The 21,733-nt window shown below is 29.9% G+C and carries 18 protein-coding genes; 11 read left to right on the plus strand and 7 right to left on the minus strand.

Annotated features, from left to right (window positions below; translation table 11 throughout):
* Positions 1-158 precede the first annotated feature (158 nt).
* A complete protein-coding gene (locus QZ306_RS04615; RefSeq protein WP_295161645.1) occupies positions 159-5,909 on the minus strand; it encodes an Ig-like domain-containing alpha-2-macroglobulin family protein in 5,751 nt (1,916 codons plus the stop codon).
* Positions 5,910-6,088: 179 nt separating this feature from the next.
* Here QZ306_RS04615 and QZ306_RS04620 point away from each other — a divergent pair, with 179 nt between their 5' ends.
* The 3 genes from QZ306_RS04620 (at position 6,089) to QZ306_RS04630 (ending at position 9,290) form a co-directional block, all read left to right on the plus strand.
* The gene (locus QZ306_RS04620) at positions 6,089-7,540 is read left to right on the plus strand and encodes a catalase (protein ID WP_295161646.1); all 1,452 of its coding nucleotides are present in this window, start codon (positions 6,089-6,091) and stop codon (positions 7,538-7,540) included.
* Positions 7,541-7,784: 244 nt separating this feature from the next.
* The gene (gene dapF, locus QZ306_RS04625) at positions 7,785-8,624 is read left to right on the plus strand and encodes a diaminopimelate epimerase (RefSeq protein WP_295161647.1); all 840 of its coding nucleotides are present in this window, start codon (positions 7,785-7,787) and stop codon (positions 8,622-8,624) included.
* 108 nt (positions 8,625-8,732) lie between these two features.
* A complete protein-coding gene (locus QZ306_RS04630; RefSeq protein ID WP_295161649.1) occupies positions 8,733-9,290 on the plus strand; it encodes a lytic transglycosylase domain-containing protein in 558 nt (185 codons plus the stop codon).
* A gap of 37 nt (positions 9,291-9,327) precedes the next feature.
* Here QZ306_RS04630 and flgG read toward each other — a convergent pair whose 3' ends face one another.
* The 3 genes from flgG to QZ306_RS04645 all read right to left on the minus strand — a co-directional run bounded on the left by flgG (position 9,328) and on the right by QZ306_RS04645 (position 11,778).
* Complete coding sequence (flgG, locus tag QZ306_RS04635; RefSeq protein ID WP_295161651.1) at positions 9,328-10,122, minus strand: flagellar basal-body rod protein FlgG; 795 nt, start codon at positions 10,120-10,122, stop codon at positions 9,328-9,330.
* A gap of 102 nt (positions 10,123-10,224) precedes the next feature.
* Positions 10,225-11,169 (minus strand): AAA family ATPase, encoded by a 945-nt coding sequence (locus QZ306_RS04640; RefSeq protein ID WP_366142571.1) that lies wholly within the window; start codon positions 11,167-11,169, stop codon positions 10,225-10,227.
* 120 nt (positions 11,170-11,289) lie between these two features.
* Entirely contained in the window at positions 11,290-11,778 is a 489-nt protein-coding gene (locus tag QZ306_RS04645; RefSeq protein WP_295161655.1) for a BatD family protein, read from the minus strand.
* A 237-nt stretch (positions 11,779-12,015) separates the two neighbouring features.
* On the opposite strand from QZ306_RS04645, the gene QZ306_RS04650 reads away from it, so the two are divergent.
* Positions 12,016-12,165: a hypothetical protein gene (locus QZ306_RS04650; RefSeq protein WP_295161657.1), complete on the plus strand. Its 150-nt coding sequence runs from the start codon at positions 12,016-12,018 to the stop codon at positions 12,163-12,165.
* A 265-nt stretch (positions 12,166-12,430) separates the two neighbouring features.
* Here the strand turns inward: QZ306_RS04650 and QZ306_RS04655 are convergent, their stop codons facing one another.
* A complete protein-coding gene (locus tag QZ306_RS04655) occupies positions 12,431-13,177 on the minus strand; it encodes a hypothetical protein (RefSeq protein ID WP_295161659.1) in 747 nt (248 codons plus the stop codon).
* A gap of 209 nt (positions 13,178-13,386) precedes the next feature.
* Between QZ306_RS04655 and QZ306_RS04660 the strand changes: the two genes are divergently transcribed.
* The 4 genes from QZ306_RS04660 to QZ306_RS04675 all read left to right on the plus strand — a co-directional run bounded on the left by QZ306_RS04660 (position 13,387) and on the right by QZ306_RS04675 (position 17,849).
* On the plus strand, positions 13,387-14,706 hold the full coding sequence (locus QZ306_RS04660) for an MATE family efflux transporter (protein WP_295161661.1): 1,320 nt from the start codon (positions 13,387-13,389) through the stop codon (positions 14,704-14,706).
* Between the two features lie 88 nt (positions 14,707-14,794).
* Positions 14,795-15,598: an SDR family NAD(P)-dependent oxidoreductase gene (locus QZ306_RS04665; RefSeq protein WP_295161663.1), complete on the plus strand. Its 804-nt coding sequence runs from the start codon at positions 14,795-14,797 to the stop codon at positions 15,596-15,598.
* A 166-nt stretch (positions 15,599-15,764) separates the two neighbouring features.
* Positions 15,765-17,282 (plus strand): ATP-binding cassette domain-containing protein, encoded by a 1,518-nt coding sequence (locus tag QZ306_RS04670; protein ID WP_295161665.1) that lies wholly within the window; start codon positions 15,765-15,767, stop codon positions 17,280-17,282.
* 87 nt (positions 17,283-17,369) lie between these two features.
* The gene (locus QZ306_RS04675; protein WP_295161667.1) at positions 17,370-17,849 is read left to right on the plus strand and encodes a septum formation initiator family protein; all 480 of its coding nucleotides are present in this window, start codon (positions 17,370-17,372) and stop codon (positions 17,847-17,849) included.
* 14 nt (positions 17,850-17,863) lie between these two features.
* Here the strand turns inward: QZ306_RS04675 and QZ306_RS04680 are convergent, their stop codons facing one another.
* Positions 17,864-18,466, minus strand: a complete 603-nt coding sequence (locus QZ306_RS04680) for a hypothetical protein (RefSeq protein WP_295161669.1) — start codon at positions 18,464-18,466, stop codon at positions 17,864-17,866.
* Positions 18,466-19,935 carry a CsgG/HfaB family protein gene (locus tag QZ306_RS04685; RefSeq protein ID WP_295161671.1) on the minus strand — a complete coding sequence of 490 codons (1,470 nt, stop codon included), beginning with the start codon at positions 19,933-19,935 and terminating at the stop codon, positions 18,466-18,468. The genes QZ306_RS04680 and QZ306_RS04685 overlap by 1 nt, the downstream gene beginning before the upstream one ends.
* Positions 19,936-20,107: 172 nt before the next feature.
* On the opposite strand from QZ306_RS04685, the gene QZ306_RS04690 reads away from it, so the two are divergent.
* The 3 genes from QZ306_RS04690 to QZ306_RS04700 all read left to right on the plus strand — a co-directional run.
* Positions 20,108-20,542: a YbaB/EbfC family nucleoid-associated protein gene (locus QZ306_RS04690; protein ID WP_295161673.1), complete on the plus strand. Its 435-nt coding sequence runs from the start codon at positions 20,108-20,110 to the stop codon at positions 20,540-20,542.
* A gap of 5 nt (positions 20,543-20,547) precedes the next feature.
* Positions 20,548-21,153: a recombination mediator RecR gene (gene recR / locus QZ306_RS04695; RefSeq protein WP_295161675.1), complete on the plus strand. Its 606-nt coding sequence runs from the start codon at positions 20,548-20,550 to the stop codon at positions 21,151-21,153.
* A 31-nt stretch (positions 21,154-21,184) separates the two neighbouring features.
* On the plus strand, positions 21,185-21,733 hold a 549-nt coding region (locus QZ306_RS04700), incomplete at its 3' end, for a restriction endonuclease subunit S (protein ID WP_295161677.1).

Consider the following 21,733-nt stretch of genomic DNA (forward strand, 5'->3'; position numbering starts at 1 on the left):
AAAAGACAGGAGTTTATTTTTAAGTCTCTTGTCTTTTTTATTAAATTTTAATGCTAATAATAAATTTAAAAAAGTGCGGCATTCTGAAAATACCGCACTTTAATTATTGCTTGATGTATGTAAAAAAATTATTTATTTTATTTAAACATTATACGGTTTTATTTAGTCTCTATAATAATTTTATGCTGTCCGTCATAGCCGAATACTTCGCTGTTATACATCTCTTCAGCTTTAGTTGCAGGAAGCAGATATTCTCCCGGAGTAACTGCTCTGACTACATATTTATATATATGCTCTCCTTCGTTGAGGACATCTGCAAATAATAATATTTTGTCATTATAGTTTTCAGTATGATTAAATCCTCCCCACCAGTTTATATATTGATTGCCTGTTATGTCTTTAACTTCACTGCTTTCCGTATCAAATGAAGAGTTCAGTATTCTCATACCTGCTGCAATAGGAGTGTCAACAGCAACAAAATGTCTTTCATAAGGAACCGTAACTTTTACAACAACAACATATTCTTCGCCTTGCTTGAATCTGTCTTTAGCGAGATCTAATACTTTTCCTTCTTTGGTATGATATTCTCTTTCAACTTTTATTCCTGCATCTCTATTAACTGCTAAATTACGGGGCGCATAATTAAGCCTTACGCCGTAATAGAGTCTGCCGTTTCCATTGCGTTTTATATTGGCTAAGGCAGTTTTAGTATTTAAGTTGCTTAATCTGTCATTCATAAACTCATCTAATGCATAGTTTTTTGTTAAGCTTGGCTGAGTTCTTGAGCTGAATGTTTCAGACATTAAAGTTTGTCCATGATATATAAACTCTGCTTTGAAATCAGGATTAACATTTTCATACTTTTTGAAATACATATTCATAGCGGCAAATACGGATACATTATCCTGAGTATTTAAATATCTGCCGTTTTTTCTTGATTGAACAAGCCATCTTACTACTTTTTCATTAACAGTATTATCATAGCCTGTTTCTATTAATGCATACAAAGCTACAGATGTATCTCTTACTGATGAGGAGTGTATCCAATACAAATTGGAATACATTTCTTCCAGTTCATAATGAGCGGTATTAGGATCTTCTTTAATTGTATTAAGTATATACTGTCTTACCTTAGCAAATGCATTATTATCATATTTATTATAGTACATAGCTCTCATTAACTGTACCTGTCCGTAAAAAGGCATATTATTAACATTAGGATATATCCTGTCTATTATAGATTTTACATCATTAGAATTGTATCCGCCCTCTGCAAGCACTGCGGCAATATAGGCTACCGAAGAAAGATTAATATATTCGTCATCCCAGAATCTGGGTTTTTCAGATTCTCTGCTTTCAGCATAGCTTCTTATATATTCCAGTGCCGATTTTAGAGAGTTTTTGTCAATAGTATATCCTTCTTTTTCTGCTTTAATCATAGCATCTGCGGCATATGCAGTAAGCCATGGTGATATCCAAGTTTTACTAGTCCAATATGAGAATCCTCCGTTGAAGCTTTGATAATTCGGCATATTTTTTAAGAAAGTTTGTACGGTATCATCAAGGCTTTCTTCAGTTATATCTGTAAGCTTCATATCTACCAATAATCTTTTGCTTGTTATTATAGGATAAACTTTAGACAGCTGCTGTTCTAAGCATAGATAAGGATAGTTAATAAGATAATTTATGCCGCCAGTAAGCTCGCTGAATGCACTAGGCGACATATAAACTTCTAAGCTTCCAGCTCCTTTATATGCTTCAGTGATATTAGGCACTCTAATCATCAAATCTGTATTATTGTTTGTAGTGCTTGAGAATACGGCAACCGATTCTGTTGTCATAGGTACATTAACTTCAAATGATTTCTCAACAGCGTCCGTATATTCTCCGCCTCTTGCAAGTATTGTAACTTTGGCATCTCCTCTGTTTGTAGCCGCAATATCAAATCTTACATCTGCAACTGCTCCTTTAGCTACTTTTATTGTCTGAATATCATTTTCTATCATAGCATTGGAAGCCACAGCCTGAATCTCTATTTCTAAATCCTCATCGGAATAATTATATACCAAAGTACCTGCTTTTAATTTATCTTCAACATAGGCAAATTCAGGAAGCGTAGGCATAAGCATAATATTTTTCTTAACCACCACAACATCATCTGAAGCTCCGAAATAACCGTCCTTATTTATAGCGGAAGCCATTATTCTGAATGATGTAATATTATCAGGAAGATTAAATGTAACCGTTGCTTTGCCTTCGGCATCTGTTTTTACTCTTCCCTGATAGAACGCTGTTGTTAGGAAATTCTTTCTTATGCTGAATATATCCATACCCATAGCTTCAGCCTTAGACATTAAGGCATTAGCCGATCTCATTCCGTCTCCTCCCGGAGTGTCTCCTTTTTCTCCGTAATTTCGCTGTCCTATAAGATGTATTCTTGTATCGGAACTTGATACGCTTAAAGGTCTTTTTCCGTAGAAAGTATTAAACCAATTTGGAGTTTTATATCCTATTAAATTTAATACTCCTACATCAACTACGCTTAACATAATTTCCGTCTCCATAGGCTCGCTTTCTTTTGTTTCAACATACAAGTCTACAGTCATCTCGCTTCTAGGCTCTAAACTATCTGCAGATTTTATTATTTTTACATTAAGTTCTTTTTCACGGGGCGAAACTGAAAGACCTGCATAACCAATCTTAAATGAAGGCTTGCCCTCATCATTGGCATAATTAGTGTAGGATTCATTTTCAACTCTTCCTTTGACGAGAGAAACTCCGACATATATATTAGGCAGATATTCAGGTTTTATGGGAATCTCTATTAAAGCAGTTGATCCTTCTATATTTGTTACATAAGAATCCATTACATATTCTCTTTCAACAGTTATCAAAGCAGTAGCACTTTCATAAGGAGATTTCACCATTATTTTAGCAGTTTCATAAGGCTTATACTCTTCTTTTTCTGTTATAAGTTCAAGTAAATCATCATCAAACATAGCCCAAGGAGCATAATCTTTACCTATAACATACATATACTCATCAGATTCAACCTCTCTGTATGCGGAATCTTGAGCACGTGCCTGCACTATATAGAGCCCTGATTTTTCAGGAGTAAAACTTAAAATAACAGGGTCTTTAGCTGTTGTAATAGAAGCAGTTTCAATAATATCGTTAATTTGTTTAGACTCCCATTGAAATCTTCCTCCTGTTATTGCTTTTTTTACAGATTCCCAATATCTTCTTATAATCTTAACTTCTATTTTTTTGCCTTCAAGTCTGTTTCCGTCAGGGTCTGCAGCTATAAACTCCAGCTGTGCAGGTTTATCGGTTTCTAAAAAATATCCCTGTCTTTTTATTCCTATATAATAATCGCTTCCGTAAAAAAGCACATTTTTAGTTGCGCTTACTTTTTGAGAATCATTTCCTGCTACGGTTGATTCTATAGTAACATAAGCTGCATGCAGTGAACGGCTTGCATCTATTTTCGGAGCATAAGCATATTCTCCGTTTTCATCTAATGAACCTGTTCCATTTGCTATTGAAGAATAATAGTCATTATAATATTCATCTTCAAACCAGCTTAATTTTTTGAATCTGAATCCTGCATTATTAGGAGGAGTAAATGAAGTTTCTCTTATAGAAATATTATAATTCACCTGATTGGATATCATAGGTTCTCCGAATAAATACCACCCTGACATTTTTATAGGCATTGTATCGCCTAAATAGTAGCTTTTATCTTCAACCCAAATTCTGCTTTCATACTCTAAAGGCTTAAATTCCTCCACTCTGAAGCTCTGAGATATTGAGTATGAGCTGCTTTCTTCTCCGTTATTATTGGAATCATTTTGAAATTCTGCCTCTATACTGTAATATCCTGTGGGAGCGTCCGCAGGAAGAGTGAAGTCTACTAAATAAGAACCGTATTCATTTAAAGCAACAGTTCCTTTATGAATTTCTTCTCCTCTTGAATTATTAACTATAAATGAACCGCTTTTCAAATCATCAGGTATCTGCCAATTTCCTGTTTTATTTTCTCTTATAACGCCTTTTATATGTACTTCTTCTCCGGGCTTATAAATTCCTCTTTCTGTAAACATAGAGCCTTCATATTCTTTATCGTTGGGGTAATCGTTATAACTTATATCCATTCTCCAAGGCGAAATACCCATACCCCAATCGCTGTTTATAAAAGATATATCATCTCCTTTTGTAACTATAGCCCATTGTCTGGGAGATGACCATCTGCTTACCCTTTTTATTCCTAAGGTTCTGAATCCTTTAGTATTTGCTATTCCGTTTCTATCTGTAATTGCCGTTTCCAATACTCTGTTGAAGTCATCTCTTATTTCTACGGCTGCCCCTTCAACAGGCATTCCTGTTTTTAAATCGGTTACAAATATTGTATTTGAATCGCCTGAGAATTTTCCTGTTACACCCATAGAGGTTATTTGTATCTGAGAATGCGATAAATAATTATTCCTATTTTCATATCCTGTTTTACTGCTAAACTCTATAGATAAAAGTCCGTAGCGTTTATTATTCATATAGTTAGTTAAATAAAGCGCTGTTGTAATATATTTATTTCTTTCAACATTCGGAATGTACTGTGAATTATTATCATATCCGAATAAATTTCTATATCTGTTGGTATAATTTCTAAACTCTTCGCTGCTGTCGTATCTGTATACTTCTTTATTTAAAAATAAGAAAGGTATTATATTATCTTTATCAACATACCTGCTTTTTATATTAATAGTGTTGGGATTAATTACATTTACAGGAAGTTTTATTCCCTCATAAGATTCCACGACTCCCATTCCTGAAGGTATTGAAACACTGGGATTATAGTCCGTAACATTTAATATGATATTTTGCTCTTTTCCCAAAGTTTGTCCGTAAATGTCTTTTAAACTTCCGTTAATTTTTATATTATATGTAGTATTAGGGTTAAATCTTAATTGATAAAGATCAAAATTTTTTGAACTCCATGAACTTTCCTCAAGGTCTTCTTCTGCAGGAAGCTGAATTGAAGGTTCTATCTCAATATTTCTTATTAAATCCGACCATTGAACTCTTGTGCTGAAATTAATTTTAGGACTTTCAGGATAGTATGATGCCGATATAGTCTGTTCGGAATTTCCATTAAAATAGAAATTATTATGCATTGAGAAAGAAAAATAGTCTTCTTTTTCCGTTCCTAAATTGCCGTCAACAGCGGCAAGTCCTTCATCTATATATACATTTATCTTTCCATTTTTATATAAATTATTTTTAGGAGTTAAAACCAATACCTGCTCTAATTCATATTCATCAGTTTCCCAACCTCTTAAATCCGAACTCCTTGCATATCTTATATCAAATTCTATATCAGGCTCATCCATATTTCCATAGATTAAGCTTATTTTTTCTCTTGCGCTTTGCAGATATATAGGCATATTATAATAAATAACTATGCTTACATCGGTAGGTAAATCCGATTGTCCGTTATAAGGAGAGCTTTTCTGCATTATGGGTCTTACTGTATTAAAAGTCCAAGTATAATCATTTTCAAGCGTATCTCCTGTTAATTCGCTTTTTATTCCCTTTTTTAATGTTACTTCTATAGCAGTATTATCGGGCAGGGGATCTTCAGGATAAAATGCCAAAGTATTAATTGAAAGCCATTTGCAGTAACCTTTAATATCTATATTAAAACTGAAATATTCATTGGGTGCATCTTTTAAAGCCTGCAAAGCAATCATCTGCTGATTGAATGTTACAGTTATTGCTTTGTAATTATTCCTGCTTACGTTTTCGCCTATCGGAGTTGTTCTATCAATATTAACTGCCGCAAACATACTTGCCCCCATTATAAATGATATTACTGCAGTAAAATAAATGATTCTTAATATAAGTTTTTTCATAATATCCTCATAATATATATTCTAAATTTATTCCAGTTCATTATATCATAAATAATTTTAAAGTAAATTTATAATCAAAAATATATTTTTTTATAAAAAATAATGAAACAATATTGAAAGAAAATTTGATATATTATAATATATTTATTAATAATCAATACTAATTAAGAGGTTTTAATATGGATGATAAAAAATTAACAACTGAATTCGGAGCACCTGTTGAAGATAATCAAAACTCTGTTACGGCAGGCGCAAGAGGTCCTATGCTTCTTCAAGATGTATGGTATATGGAGAAGATGGCTCATTTTGACAGAGAAGTTATACCTGAAAGACGAATGCATGCCAAAGGTTCAGGCGCTTACGGTACATTTACAGTTACGCATGATATCACAAAATATACCAAAGCAAAAATATTTTCCGAAGTGGGAAAGAAAACCGATTTATTTGTAAGATTTTCTACGGTAGCAGGAGAGAGAGGTGCTGCAGATGCTGAAAGAGATATCAGAGGATTTGCTATTAAATTCTATACCGAAGAAGGTAATTGGGATTTAGTCGGAAATAATACTCCAGTGTTTTATTTCAGAGATCCTTTAAAATTTCCTGATTTAAATCATGCTGTTAAGAGAGATCCTAAAACTAATATGAGAAGCCCTCAGAATAAATGGGATTTTTTAACATCGCTGCCTGAATCTATTCATCAGATAACCATTGATATGAGCGATAGGGGAATACCGTATAGTTATAGGTATATGCATGGATTCAGCAGTCATGCCTATAGTTTTATAAATAAGGATAATAAAAGAGTTTGGGTAAAATTCCATTTCAAAACTCAGCAGGGTATAAAAAATCTTACAGATGAAGAGGCTGAGGCAATAATAGCAAAAGACAGAGAAAGCTCTCAAAAAGATTTGTTTGAAGCTATAGAGAGAGGAGATTTTCCAAAATGGAATATGAAGATTCAAATAATGACGGAAGAACAGGCTAATGCAAGCAAAAGAAACCCATTTGATTTAACAAAAACTTGGTCTCAAAAAGAATATCCTTTAATTGATGTGGGAGTATTGGAGTTAAATAGAAATCCTGAAAATTATTTTGCCGAGGTGGAGCAGTCTGCATTTAGTCCTTCCACAATAATTCCTGGCATAGGTTTTTCTCCTGACAGAATGCTTCAGGGCAGATTATTTGCATATACTGATGCTCAAAGATACAGATTAGGAGTTAACTATTCAAGCATACCTGTAAATGCTCCTAAATATAAAAATACTTATCATAGAGACGGGGCTATGAGAGTTGATTCTAATAACGGATCAAAAGTAGAGTATGAACCGAACTCTCAGGGAGAATGGAAGGAGCAGAAAGAATATGCTGAGCCTCCTTTGAAAATTCAGGGAGATGCTTACAGATATGATTACAGAAAAGATGATGATGACTATTATACAGATGCAAGAGCCTTATTTAATCTTATGAATGATGAACAAAAGAAAGTATTATTCGAAAATACTGCAAGAGACATGAAGGGAGTTACTAAAGAAGTACAGCTTAGGCATGTTAAAAATTGTATGAATGTAGATAAGAACTACGGACTTGGCGTTCTTAAGGCATTGGGTCTTGATGAGAAAGACATAAAATAAAAATCATATAAATAAAACAATCAAATAAATTTGATATCTTAATTACGGCTTATATTTTAATCTAAGATATAAGCCGTAATTATATCTATATAATACCAAAAGTCATTAAAATATACAAAAATATCTTAATATAAAAAATTATAAAATATAATGTTTGAGGAATAAGACAACAGCATTTACTTAATTTTTATTATAATGTAGAATAGTCAGCCGTATGAAATAAAAATTATTTAAAGGTTTTTTTATGACTTTGAACTTTACTAAAATGCATGGCATAGGAAATGATTATATTTATGTGGATTGTTTTAAAGAAAAATTTACAGAGGAAGATGCTTCTAAATATTCTCCGATATTAAGCCGAAGGCATTATTCAATAGGAGCTGACGGTATAATACTTATAATGCCGAGCAATAAAGCGGATGTAAAAATGAGAATGTTTAATTCTGACGGTAGCGAAAGCGAGATGTGCGGAAACGGCATAAGATGCGTAGCTAAATATACTTATGATAAGGGCATAAGCAGAAATAATCCTCTTAAAATAGAAACATTAAGCGGAATATTAAATGCGGAATTGTTTATAAAAAATAATGAAGTTGATGAAGTTGAAATTAATATGAACTCCCCAATACTTGAAGGACTTAAAATACCTACAATTATAGATAAAACGCCTATTATTGATGAGCCTATAATATTTAATAATAAAACATATTATTTTACATCGGTATCTATGGGCAATCCCCATGCGGTAATATTTACGGATAATATTGATAATTTGGAATTAGATTTATTAGGCGGCTATATAGAAAATCACAGCATATTTCCAAACAGAACTAATGTTGAGTTTGTGGAGATTATAAATATGGGTGAGGTAAAGCAAAGAACTTGGGAAAGAGGCAGCGGAGAAACTTTGGCATGCGGTACAGGTGCTTCTGCCGTATGCGTTGCAGGATTTATAAGTAAAAGAACAAATAATATTATAATTAATCATCTTTTGGGAGGAGATTTAATATTGAGATATGAAAATGATACTGTATTTATGAAGGGGGAAGCTAGGTATTGTTTTGAAGGAAGAATTGATTTATAGCGTTTTTTATATCTGATAAAAAGTTTTAATAATTTTATTACGGTTTTTTTATAAAAATGTTATATTAAGAATATATGTTATTAATTTATTAATAATAAAGAGGGGTATATGAAAAGAATTATTATAACAATCTGTATGTTTTTTTGTACTTTAAATTTGGAAACTCATAATTGTAACAATAATGATTATTCTTTTGTTTCTAATGATTTATCTGTTTTAATAAACGATATTGCCGATCATTATAATCAGGATTTTTGGTTTATAAAATATATTTTTGATATTTCAAGCGGTTATGATGTGGATCCTATTTTAATGGTGGCTTTGATTAAAGTCGAAAGCAGTTTTGTTCCTACAGCTTTATCAAGGAAAAATGCTTACGGATATTGTCAGATAACTCCTATAGCCAATGAGGATGTTGATCCTAATTTAAATAGATATAATCCCAGAGATAATATTATACTTGGCGTAAGATTTATAGATAAGCTTTTGGATAAATTTAACGGCGATATTGTTAAATCTCTTAAATATTATAATGCAGGAAATGCATATAATAAAATAGGAGAATCTTATGCAGAAAGCATAAAAAATGAATATTATAATATGATTAATCTTTATGTTAAAAAAGACAGTTCTTACAGATCTATATACAGAAAAGAGATCTTATAAAAGATCTCTCATCTATTTTGCTAGTTATCTATTTTTATTATCTTTTTAAGTTTACTACTGTGGCAAGCAAGTTATCACTTGTTTGCACAGCTTTAGAGTTCATTTCATAAGCTCTCTGAGCAACTATCATATCAACCATTTCATCAACAACTTTTACATTTGACATTTCAACAAATCCCTGATGTATTCTTGGAAATCCGTTTGCTCCAGCTTCTCCTTCAAAGGCAGGTCCGCTTGCTATTGTTTCTTTATACAGATTATCTCCTATAGAAAGAAGTCCGGGCTGATTGATAAATCTATGAAGCGTAATCTGTCCTATCTCTACAGGATCATTTTCATCTCCTATTTTTACGGAAACAATGCCTTCTCTTGATATGCTTATCTGCTCTACTAAGAAGTTTTCAGGAAATATTATTTCAGGTACTAATCTGTATCCGTTTGAGGTAACAAGCTGTTTATTAGCATCAATTTTGAAAGATCCGTCTCTGGTATATGAAACGCTTCCGTCAGGCATTAATACCTGAAAGAATCCTTCTCCTTCCAATGCCAAATCCAATTTATTTCCAGTTGCCTGCAATGAACCTTGATCAAACATTTTTTGAGTAGCAGCGCTTTTCACTCCCAAGCCTGTTTGAAGACCTACAGGAGTTACAGTATCTTCGGTTGCAGGAGTTACCTGTATTTTCAGATTTTGATATATTAAATCTTCAAAATCTGCCCTTACTTTTTTATATCCTATAGTATTAACATTTGCAAGATTATTTGCAATTGTATCCGTTTTAAATTGCATACCATTCATACCGCTTGCGGCTGTCCATAAAGAACGTATCATATAATACACTCCGTTAATTTAAGTATTTATATTATATTTTCGTCAATATGGTAAATTGCTTTATAAAAATAATATGCTTAAGTTTATTATTATTTATAATTTTTAAGGAACATTAATATTTGCAAGAAGATTTTCTATTATCATATCGCTGTTTATATTTTCAGCCTGAGCCTCATAGCTTATGCTGATTCTATGCCTTAATATTTCATAAGCAACAGCCCTTATATCCTCAGGCATAACAAATCCTCTGCCATGCATCATAGCATTAGCCTTAGCAGATTTTGTAAGGTATATTCCTGCTCTTGGAGACGCCCCGTATTCTATATATTCGCTTTTTAAATTATATTCGCTTGGATTTCTTGTGGCATCTATTATATTAACTATATAATCTATTAATCTTTCTTCTATATATATCTGATTTGCTAATTTTCTAAGCTTTTCTATGGTTTCTATAGTGGTTATAGGTTTTAATTCTTCAGGTTTTGAAGATGACATATTTTTTATTATAGTTTTTTCTTCGCTTTTGGTAGGGTATTTCACTATTACTTTAAGCATAAATCTGTCAACCTGAGCTTCGGGAAGAGGATAGGTGCCTTCCTGTTCGATAGGGTTTTGAGTAGCCAATACTAAAAATACATCAGGCAATTTGTATGTGGTGTCTCCTATGGTAACCTGATGTTCCCCCATAGCCTCAAGAAGCGCTGATTGTACTTTTGCAGGAGAGCGGTTTATTTCATCGGCTAGTATTATATTAGAAAATATCGGTCCTTGTTTCGGAAGAAATACAGAATTTTTTATATCGTATATTTCAGTGCCCACAATATCTGCGGGAAGAAGATCAGGCGTAAACTGAATTCTTTTATAGCTTGCATCTATTGTACTTGCTAATGATTTTACAGTTAATGTTTTAGCAAGTCCCGGAACACCTTCTAATAATACATGACCATCGCATATTATACCCAATAGAAGCTTATCTATCATATTTTCCTGACCGATTATAACTTTTTTTATTTCATTTTTTACGGTATTTACAACATCAGAAGCCATTTTAGAAGCCTCTGAAATTACCTGTAAATCTTTGCTTGCATTATCTGTACTTATTATGCTATCATTATTATTGTCTGACATTTGAATAATTCCTTCTAATTGTATTTAGATATTTTATCTTTAAAATTTCTTTTTATTTAATTTATGCTGATCTTTTATGAATCTGTATATTAAAAATATAATAAGTATTATTATTCCCCATTGTCCTATGATAATTAATAAAAACCAATAAGTAAATACTCTTATACTATATTCTTTTATTATTTGCTCTTTAGGTATTAAATTATTTTTTCTTTCTATATCATAGTATCTTGCCTCTAATTTTGGTATTTTTAATTTTCCTTTTCTGACAGGTTTAAGAGTGTATGTTATTTTATGTTTTGTAGAGGCAATACTGTTTTCTTTATGTATGGTTTCTATTTCCGCTTTTTCATTAATAACTTCAAAATCGCTTATAGCATTTATATTAATTCCTACAGCTTTGAACTTATCAGCATCTCCTGTAAAATTAATAGAATACTCCAGATTCTGCCATAAATACATAGTTTTTTTATTTATTTTTTCTTCTACTATTACTATCGGATATAATGCATTTGCCGTTATAATCATTAAAAAAATACAGTATTTAATCATCTTAGTAGATTATATAAAAATATAAAAAAAGTCAATATAGTTTTTTACAGCATAAAATATTTTATATATGCTTTACTAAAAATAATTTATAATACTTATTAATAAATAATAATTACTTATTATGATTATTATAATTTTTTTAAAGTACTTTTATATGTTTAGAACAAAAAATATACAAAAGTTTTTATTTATTGATGAGTTTATTTTCTTTCAATGTTTTTAACTTCAATAAGCTGCTCATCAAAACAAAATCATAAAAAATTCAAGCCTGCATATTTAGTTGGTAATTGGACTTCTTCACAATCTCCAGATGAAAAATTTACAATATCATCAGACGGCAAACTGACTTTAATTTCAAGCTGACAATCTGCACATGCTATAGATATACAGAATTGGGAAGCAGTTAAAAATAAAGAAAAAAATTTCATATTCTTTTATATTAGATATTTCGCAATATGGTCTTGATAAATTTATATTTAATTTTAAAAGCGCAGATGAATGCGATGTTACTGATACTGCACAAATGGAAGTTCAGCATTTCTAAGAAATAATTTATTTTTTTATATATTATATTTTATAATAAAAAAATAATAAATACTTGATTTTATAATTAAATTATAAAAAATGATTATCTTATAAATTTACTGAAATCAAATGTATATGACAGATATGCTCCTATACCAAAGTAAAAACCTGTTGAAAGCTGCTCCAAATACGGAGTAAAGTTTACTGAAAGACTTGCATCACTGTTTAATACTAAATAAAGCCCCAAACCTAAATGATTAAGATACAGTACGGAATTATTATAGAAGTCATATGCAAAATGATATTCTAAATATATGCCTGCTAAAGAGAATCCGAATAAAGCTCCCGGATAAAAACCGAATGCAGTTTTTAATCTTACAGATTCAACTAAGCCTCTGGGATCTTTAAAATACATAGGAACTTCAAGATTAAAAAATGCTGTAAAAAAATCTCCTAAACCTATTAAATAATGAAGCTGAGGATTAAGTCCGAATTTCTGCTTAGACGAACCCGGAAATAATACTTCAACAGCTCCTATAAATCCGTTAAAGAATTGAAATCTAGGCATTATGGAAAATTGCGGCTGACCTTGTACGCCTACGCCTATTTCTGGAATATAAGTTATAGGCAGAACCCTAGCAAATATATCAAAATTTCTAAATATTCCGAAGTTTATCATTATGGGAGTTGATAAAGTATATTTTTTTGTACCTATCCTATCATTATTAATATACAGTGTGCCTCCAAGACGCAATGCTCCTGTCATTCCTGTATATATCTTATACGGAAAACTATAAACCGATGCCGATAATATTAACATTAAAGCAAATGTAAATAAAAACTTTTTCATATATTCAATCTTCTTTGTTTTTTCAATAATACGCTTTATACGGTATCAATATAATATATTATATAAAAAATATCAATAAATAAATATGATAAGTACTGAAATAAAATTTAGTATTTGTAAAAAATATTAGTCCAAAATTTGACTTATAAATTTATATGATGTAATATTTTACAGATTTTGTTTTTAACTTTTATATAGGAGTATTATTTATGGATATGCTAAAAACAGATGTAAAAAAAATATTTTTAAAGTATTTATCAGCCAGTTTTGGAAGTGCTTTGATAGCTGCCATTTATTCTATAGTTGATGTTGCTATGGTAGGACAATATGAAGGTGATAATGGCGCTGCTGCTTTAGCTGTATTTGCTCCAATATGGAATGTCATATATAGTATAGGTTTGCTTTTTGGTATAGGAGGTTCTGTACTTTTTAGTAAGGCAAAAGGTTCTGGAGATTATGATAAACAAAATAATTTCTTTACTGCATCATTTATCGCTTTATCAATAGTGATATTTATAATTTGGATATTATCTATTATTTTTGAAGATAATATACTTTATTTTTTCGGTGCTGATGAAGTTCTTTTAAATTTAGCTAGAAAATATTTTCTTCCTATAAAAATTATTCTTCCTTTATTTGCTTTCAGTCAATTTTTTGCAGCATTCCTTAGAAATGATAATGATCCTATGAAAGCAACTATAGGAGTTATGGCTGGAGGTATTTTTAATATATTTGGAGATTATTTCTTTGTATTTATATGCGATATGGGTATATTTGGTGCTGGACTTGCAACTGCTATAGGACAAATTATTACAGCTTCTATACTAATATCGCATTTATTTACTAAGAAAAATACTTTAAAATTTCAAAAGGTTAGCAAATTATTTTCATTATCAAGGAATGTTGCTTCTATTGGTTTTTCTACATTTTTTATAGATATAGCAATGGGAATATTGGCTTTAATGTTTAATAGGCAAATAATGAAATATTTCGGTACTTCAGCTTTGGCAGTTTATTCTGTAATAATAAATATTAATATATTAGTTCAGTCATCTGCCTATGCAATAGGACAAGCTGCTCAGCCTATAATATCAACTAATCTAGGTGCTGGAAAAATGTACAGAATAAAATCGGCTGTAAAATGCAGTGTATTATCAGCTTTGGTACTTAGTATAGTATATACATTATTTACATATTTTAATACAGATTTTTTAATGAAAGCATTTATGAAGCCTTCAGAAGAAGCTTTATCAATATCAAAAAATATTATGAGAGCTTACTTTATATCATTTTTGATACTTCCTTTCAATGTATATGCCACTTACTATTTTCAAGCAATAATGAAACCTAGCTCTTCTTTTATAATTGCTGTATTAAGAGGACTCGCTATAAGCGGTATTTTAATATTTATAATGCCTTTAATATTTGTAAAAGACAGTATATGGTATGTTATGCCGATTACAGAAGTTATAACTTTTATTATTGCTATGGTATTTTTCATGAAATACAGAACTATATATTCAAAATAGTTATATTAATTATAAAAATATTTATTAAATTTGATATAATTACTAAATTAAATATGATTTAAATAAAATATAAAGGAGATATATGTTTATGAAGCTTTTAGATAAAAAAACAGCATTAGTAACTTCTGCAACAAGAGGAATAGGTTTGGCATGTTCAAAAAAACTTGCAGAAAACGGGGCAAAAGTTTATTTAGCCGTAAGGAGATTGGATGCAGGCAAAGAAGCTGCAAATGAAATAATAAAAAACGGAGGCAATGCCGACATCGTATATTTTGATGCCTTAAAAGAAGAAACTTTTACATCTATGATAGAAGATGTTATAAAAAAAGAAAATAAGCTTGATATACTTGTTAATAATTTCGGCACTACCGATATTAATAAGGATTTTGATTTGGTTGATGGAGATACGGAAGCTTTTTTTAATATAGTTAATACAAACTTAAAAAGTGTTTATCTTCCTTCAAAAACGGCTGTTAAATATATGATTAAAACGGGAGGAGGAAGCATAATTAATATATCTTCTGTAGGAGGTATTTTTCCCGATATGTCAAGATTAGCTTACGGAATATCAAAGTCTGCTGTAAATTTTCTTACAAAAAATATTGCAGTTCAATATGCAAGGCATAATATAAGATGCAATGCCGTGCTTCCTGGATTTGTGGCTACCGATGCGGCAATGAAAAATATGTCGGAAGAGTTTTTAAAATTATTTCTGAAAAATGTTCCTTTAAATAGACCCGCTGAGCCTGAGGATATTGCTAATGCGGTGCTTTTCTTTGCAAGCGATTATTCTTCTTTTGTAACAGGCGAAACTATGCCTGTAGCCGGAGGTTTCGGACTTCCTTCTCCTATGTACAGTCAGTATATAGATATGGGAGGAAAGAGAGGTTAATTATATTAATTATTTATTTAAAAAAAGAGTCTTTATTTTTAATATGCTTTTTTTATTGACATTTTTTAATTATATGAATAAAATATAAATATGTGATTTTATATATTAACCAAAATAAAAGAGTATTTTTTACTTGACAGATTATTTTTTTATGAGAGGTTAATATATGTTTATAAAGTTCAATAAAGTTTTTTTTTCTTATGACGGTTCAGATAATATATTAAATGATGTTTCTTTTCATATAGAGAAATCCTGCACTGCTGTAGTTGGACAAAACGGATGCGGCAAAAGTACATTAGCTAAACTTATTGCAGGAATACTTAAGCCGACTTCAGGGAGTATAGAATATTCAAAAAAAAATATTATAAGTTCTTATCTGAGTCAGGAATGTATTTCTCTGCCTGATAATTCTGAAAGCTTATTTTATGATGACAGTTCATATTCAGGATATTTATTATCTATATTTAAAATAGATTACAGTTATTTATATAGATTTGATTCTATTAGTTTCGGAGAGAAGAAAAGACTTCAAATAGCTTCTGCTCTATATTCCAATCCTGATATATTGATATTAGATGAACCTACTAATCATATTGATATGGAATGCAAAGAAATACTTATTAATGTAATAAAAAGACTTGATTGTATTGCTGTTATTATTAGCCATGATATTGATTTTATTGATGAATTGGCAGATAAATGCATATTTATAAGAAACGGAATATGCAAAATAAGAACGGGTAATTATACAGAATGCAGGAAATATGAAAAAGAAGAGGATAATTATAATTTAAGTTTATATGAAGAAAGCAGAAAAAAAGTTAAGATGTTGGAAAATAGGTATAAAAAACTGCAAAATGATTCGGACGCTAAAAAAATCAAATGCGGAAGTAAAAGGCATATAGATAAAAAAGATCATGACGCTAAAGTAAAAATCGATGCTGCAAGACTTACAGGCAAAGACAGAAGACTTGCATCAAAAGCTAAGCAGGCAAAAAGTTTATATAATAAAAGCGTTTTGGAAAGCGAAACTCTGTATATAAAAAAAAGAGAAGCTATGAATATGGAGTTTATCGGCGAAAGGTATAAAGGAAAATTTTTATTTTATTTGGAAGCTGGAGAAACAAAAATAAATAATATAATTTTAAAGCATTCTGAACTTATAATAAAAAGAGACAGCAGAATAGGTATTGAAGGGGTAAACGGAGCAGGAAAGACATCTTTATTAAATTATATATTACAGACAATGCTTAGTAATTCTATAAATAAAGAAAAAATTATATATATTGATCAGAGCATAGACAGAGAAAATTATAATAAAATGTTTAATAGTATAAAAACTTTTGATAATAAATCTTTAGGTTTTTTGATGAGTTTTGTTGATAGACTTGGAAGCAGCGCAGAATCTGTAATTAATTCCCAAGTTCATAGCCCTGGAGAAATGCGTAAAATAATGCTCGGAATGGCTGTTATAAAAAATCCTTATATTATAATATTAGATGAGCCTACTAATCATCTTGATATAGATTCCGTAGAGCGTCTTAGCGAGGCTTTGTCTTCTTTTAACTGCGCTTTGATTATTGTAAGTCATAATAGAAATTTTTTAAAAAATACAGTAAATATTTTATGGAATATAAAAATAACAGATAAAGGCAGTATTTTAAGCATTAAAAATACAATTTAAATAATATAATAATATTTGCATATAAGTGTATTAATTTTAATAAATTACTTCCGATAATAAGTTGTATATTTAATAAGGTTATAATATATGCGTTTTAATGTTAGAATCGGTTCTAAAATATTCTATGGCATCATATTGACAGGAATAGCTTTTATGGTGTATGTATTTGTTTTTAGTTCTAAAGGATTTTTTACATTAGATGCTAAAAAAGCCGTTATAGATAATAAAATAAAAAAAGTGGAAGAATTAAACAGAAAAAAAATACAGATATCAAATAATATAGAAAGATTGAAAACCGATAAAGAATATATATTATCATTTGCAAAAACATTTGGTTATCTTGATGAGGCTAAAAATGAAAAAATTATAAAGATAATAAAAAATGACCGCAAGGAAAAAAGAGATATTTCAAATTTAACAAAAGATAATAATAATTATATAAATATCAAAGCCGCTTTAATATCGGCATTTATGATAGCTTTATGTTTTATATCCTATATACTTCTTATAAATAAAAATTTTATTCCGAAATTGAGAAAAAGAAAAATAATTCCTTCCAGAGGATAAAATATTAATTACAGCTATAATGTATAGTTCAGAGAAAATATAAATCCTGCATCCTTATTTGCAATCTCATAAAAAGGCGTAAAATTAAAACTAAATCCTTCCTTCTTTTTGCCGTAAACTCTCTGGTAGCTATCATAAGCCACAGCCGCTCCGCAGAACAGCGCCGCCGTTATTTCAAAAAGCATAGATGATATCCATATATTTTTATACATGCCTCTTCCTGTTGTTGAAGGTACTACATTAGCGCTTTCTAAGGCTTCTAAACCAAACACCAGATATGTGGCGTAGGTATATGAAAAAAAAGCGGTTAATATAAATGTTACTTCCGTATATCTGAAAGGATTGCTTTTATATGTATCCTCAATTATAACTGGAGAGTTTATAACTCCGTTTTGACTTATTATATTATTTCCTTTCATATAGAAAAAAGAATTAATATCATTAGTTTCTATGCTGTATTCATATTTTAAACTTTCATTTGTTTCTGTTATTTCTTTTTTTTCTGCAGATTCCATAACTTCATTAGTGCCGTTTTCTTTAGCTATATCTGAAAAATAAAATGCTCCAAAGAAAGTATTTGATATTATAAATAATATTGCTGTAATTTTTTTAATCATTATAATATAAAAAATGCTCCGAATGTAAATTCCAATCCTGTAAGATTAACTGTTTTAACATTTTCAGGCAATGATATTTCAATACCGTCGCTGAAAACTCCTAAATTGATAGGGTTAGTATAAAATCTGTATCCTACTCCTAAATTTACCCCTATAGTATCTGTAACATTATACTGCAAAGAAAGCGAAGCTCCTATGCCGAACATAATATCTCTTGAGTCTATCTTAGCTCCGTTCGGTAAATATATATTATTATCAGTATAATAATTTCCTTCTATTATTCTGCCTATAGTAGTAAATGATAATCCAGCTCCTATATAAGGCGTTATGATAAGCCTTAATACTTCATGATATAAATTTATATTAATATCAAAATTAGCTCTGGCATTTACAGTATAGCTTGATTTTAAAAAATCACCGAATAATAAGCCTACGCTTAAGTTGGGGGAAAATAATACGCCGTTATATCCCATTTTAAAATGTATTCCCAAAGCGTATTTATTTTTATTTAATGATATATTCATTTTGCCTTCATTAGGTTTTACAGCGCTTTTATATGTTCTTTGAAAATCAGGTAAATTATATGCCGAATAATCTAAAAATATTCCCATTGCCAAATTGCCTATAACAGTTTCTTTTGCAATATCTCCCACCTGTATATTTTTTCCTCTGGAAATTTTTGCAATCAAATATTCATTTTTCAGTTCTTTTATTCTTAGAGTTCCTTTATAATCGTATCCTCCGCTTATTATATTGCCGGAAGGAAGAATAATATCCTCTTTAGGGGAGTAAACTTTAAATCTGGTTCTCTGACTTACGCCATGATTTTTTCCTGCAAGCAGTATGATATTGCCTTTATCAATATCCGCTATTTTTACCGCTATTTTAAATATATCCCTCATTTTTTTTTCAACTTTGTATGATAAATTATTGCATGCATCATGTATGAGGCTTTCTCTTACGGAATAAGAAGGATAGCCGCTTGTAATGTCGTAAGAGCTTCCATTCAGTTTTGAGGAATAAAGTATTTTAGCGGTCTCAACATCTGTTATCTGAAGCACCATTTCAACCGAAGAATATAAACTGAAGCTGTCATCTTCATTATATTCTACTGCAACATTTGCAGATATTATTTTTCCCGTTACGGCTTTTGAATATCCGTATATTTTACCTGCTTCAATTATTTGCTTTTCAGTTATACCCGTTAATTGAAGCTCCATTTCTTTTAAATATTTATCTAAATTTTTTCTGTCTACAATATTAAATCTGTTTAATTTAGTTAATGAATTTTCTATTAATGCAGTCATTTTTGCGCCTAAATTTTTTCCGTATACTGATGAATTATCAGATATTTCAAAAACGGCTATATTTTCTTTTTCATAAGTTTCGCTTATTTCTTTTTTTATCTGCTGAGAAAACAATACTGATGTAAGAAAGAATACTGTAAATATAACTTTTTTTATTAACATTCTGTAATACTCTGCTGTAACACCTTAAATGAAATATTATTAATTTATAATGGAAGATGATATATTATAGAACAAAAAAAGTCAAATTCATATTATTTTTAGTTTTTATTGATAAAATATTAAAAAGAATATATATTATAATAATTATAAGCTAAATTAAGGAGTATAAATTATGAATGAAAACAGCATAAAATACAGTTCTGCGGGCAATTTGGTATGCTTAGCTATGAATAAATCATATAAAATAACTAGTTTTTCTATAGATGAAACACTTTTATCAAAAGATCAAAAAGAACTGCTTGAAGAAATGATAATGTCAAGCATAAATGAGGCGGTTATAAATGTAAATGAATTAAGAAAAAAATCAAAAGAAGAAGATGATAATTCTGAAGATAATAATTCTAAGAAGGAAGATAAATCTAATCTGTTTAATCTTAAAGATATGAATCAGATGTTTAAGGATATAAGCAAAATGACATCGGTGGAATATAAAGACGGTAAAATAAATATTTCTTTAGACTCTATAAATTCTGATATGATATCAAAAATGAACGATATGATAAATAATATAAGCAATAAAAATGATGACGGAAATAATAAGGAATAATGATTTTGAATAATATACAATCTTTAGATAAGCTTACTAAAATTATATCAAGGTTTCCATCAATAGGCGCAAGAACAGCTATGCGTATTGCTTTGTATTTATTTGACTGCGATGATGAATATTTAAAAGAGTTTGCAGATGCCTTGTCTTCGCTTCATAGTAATATAAAAGTATGTAAGGAATGCTACAGTTTAAGCGATAATGATATATGTTTTATATGCGCCAATGAGAGAAGAGATCATAATAAAATATGTGTTGCGGAGTCGTACCCTGATATGCTTGCAATAGAGAAAACGGAAGAATATAACGGAGTTTATCATATATTAGGCGGTCTTATATCTCCTATTAAAGGAATTGGAATAGGGGATATAAGAATAAAAGAGCTTTTGGATAGAGTAAATAAAAATAATATTGAAGAGATAATGATAGCATTCGGCGCATCATTAGAAGCGGATACAACGGCAGGATATATTCATAAAGCATTAAAAGATAATAATTATAACGGAAGAATAACAAGAATTACTTACGGCATTTCTCTGGCAAGCGATATAGAAAATGCGGATTCCAGATCTTTGGCAAGAAGTATTTTAGACAGAGCGGATATGAATTAATAATTAAAAAATATAAAGCTTTATAAAATATATGATTTATGAAAATAATAAAAAACTAATCCCGAAACTCAGATTCCCCGAATTCCAGACATCAGGCGAATGGAAAACAGTAAGGCTTGGGGATTTAATAAAAGAAAAAAATATTAGAAATAAAAATAATTTAATAACTTTAGTATTAAGCGTAACTAATAAAAAAGATGGGTTTGTAATACAAAATGAATTTTTTGGTAAGAGTATAGCAAGTAAAAATGTGTCCAATTATAAAATAGTCAATAAATGGGATTTTGCCTATAATCCAGCAAGAATAAATATCGGTTCAATATCTATGTTAGAAAATTTTGAAGTTTGCATAGTTAGTCCTATGTATGTTGTATTTAGTATAAATCATGAAATTATATATAAATATTTTCTTAAATATTGGATACAATCCTACAATTTTACAGGTTATATAAAACCACTATTAGCGGGTAGTGTCCGAAATATATTGTCTTTTAATTCTATGCAAGAAATGATAATACAAATACCAAGTTTAGAAGAACAACACCGCATCGCCTCCTTCCTCACTTCCGCCGATGAACTA

It is taken from the genome of uncultured Brachyspira sp. (assembly GCF_910588665.1).
Lineage (GTDB): Bacteria > Spirochaetota > Brachyspiria > Brachyspirales > Brachyspiraceae > Brachyspira.

Excerpts from the sequence above, each read along its gene's own strand:
- QZ306_RS04615 (WP_295161645.1), bottom strand. The coding sequence starts at position 5,909 with ATGAAAAAACTTATATTAAGAATCATTTATTTTACTGCAGTAATATCA.
- QZ306_RS04620 (WP_295161646.1), top strand. The coding sequence starts at position 6,089 with ATGGATGATAAAAAATTAACAACTGAATTCGGAGCACCTGTTGAAGAT.
- dapF (WP_295161647.1), top strand. The coding sequence starts at position 7,785 with ATGACTTTGAACTTTACTAAAATGCATGGCATAGGAAATGATTATATT.
- QZ306_RS04630 (WP_295161649.1), top strand. The coding sequence starts at position 8,733 with ATGAAAAGAATTATTATAACAATCTGTATGTTTTTTTGTACTTTAAAT.
- flgG (WP_295161651.1), bottom strand. The coding sequence starts at position 10,122 with ATGATACGTTCTTTATGGACAGCCGCAAGCGGTATGAATGGTATGCAA.
- QZ306_RS04640 (WP_366142571.1), bottom strand. The coding sequence starts at position 11,169 with ATGGCTTCTGATGTTGTAAATACCGTAAAAAATGAAATAAAAAAAGTT.
- QZ306_RS04645 (WP_295161655.1), bottom strand. The coding sequence starts at position 11,778 with ATGATTATAACGGCAAATGCATTATATCCGATAGTAATAGTAGAAGAA.
- QZ306_RS04650 (WP_295161657.1), top strand. The coding sequence starts at position 12,016 with ATGTTTTTAACTTCAATAAGCTGCTCATCAAAACAAAATCATAAAAAA.
- QZ306_RS04655 (WP_295161659.1), bottom strand. The coding sequence starts at position 13,177 with ATGAAAAAGTTTTTATTTACATTTGCTTTAATGTTAATATTATCGGCA.
- QZ306_RS04660 (WP_295161661.1), top strand. The coding sequence starts at position 13,387 with ATGGATATGCTAAAAACAGATGTAAAAAAAATATTTTTAAAGTATTTA.
- QZ306_RS04665 (WP_295161663.1), top strand. The coding sequence starts at position 14,795 with ATGAAGCTTTTAGATAAAAAAACAGCATTAGTAACTTCTGCAACAAGA.
- QZ306_RS04670 (WP_295161665.1), top strand. The coding sequence starts at position 15,765 with ATGTTTATAAAGTTCAATAAAGTTTTTTTTTCTTATGACGGTTCAGAT.
- QZ306_RS04675 (WP_295161667.1), top strand. The coding sequence starts at position 17,370 with ATGCGTTTTAATGTTAGAATCGGTTCTAAAATATTCTATGGCATCATA.
- QZ306_RS04680 (WP_295161669.1), bottom strand. The coding sequence starts at position 18,466 with ATGATTAAAAAAATTACAGCAATATTATTTATAATATCAAATACTTTC.
- QZ306_RS04685 (WP_295161671.1), bottom strand. The coding sequence starts at position 19,935 with ATGTTAATAAAAAAAGTTATATTTACAGTATTCTTTCTTACATCAGTA.
- QZ306_RS04690 (WP_295161673.1), top strand. The coding sequence starts at position 20,108 with ATGAATGAAAACAGCATAAAATACAGTTCTGCGGGCAATTTGGTATGC.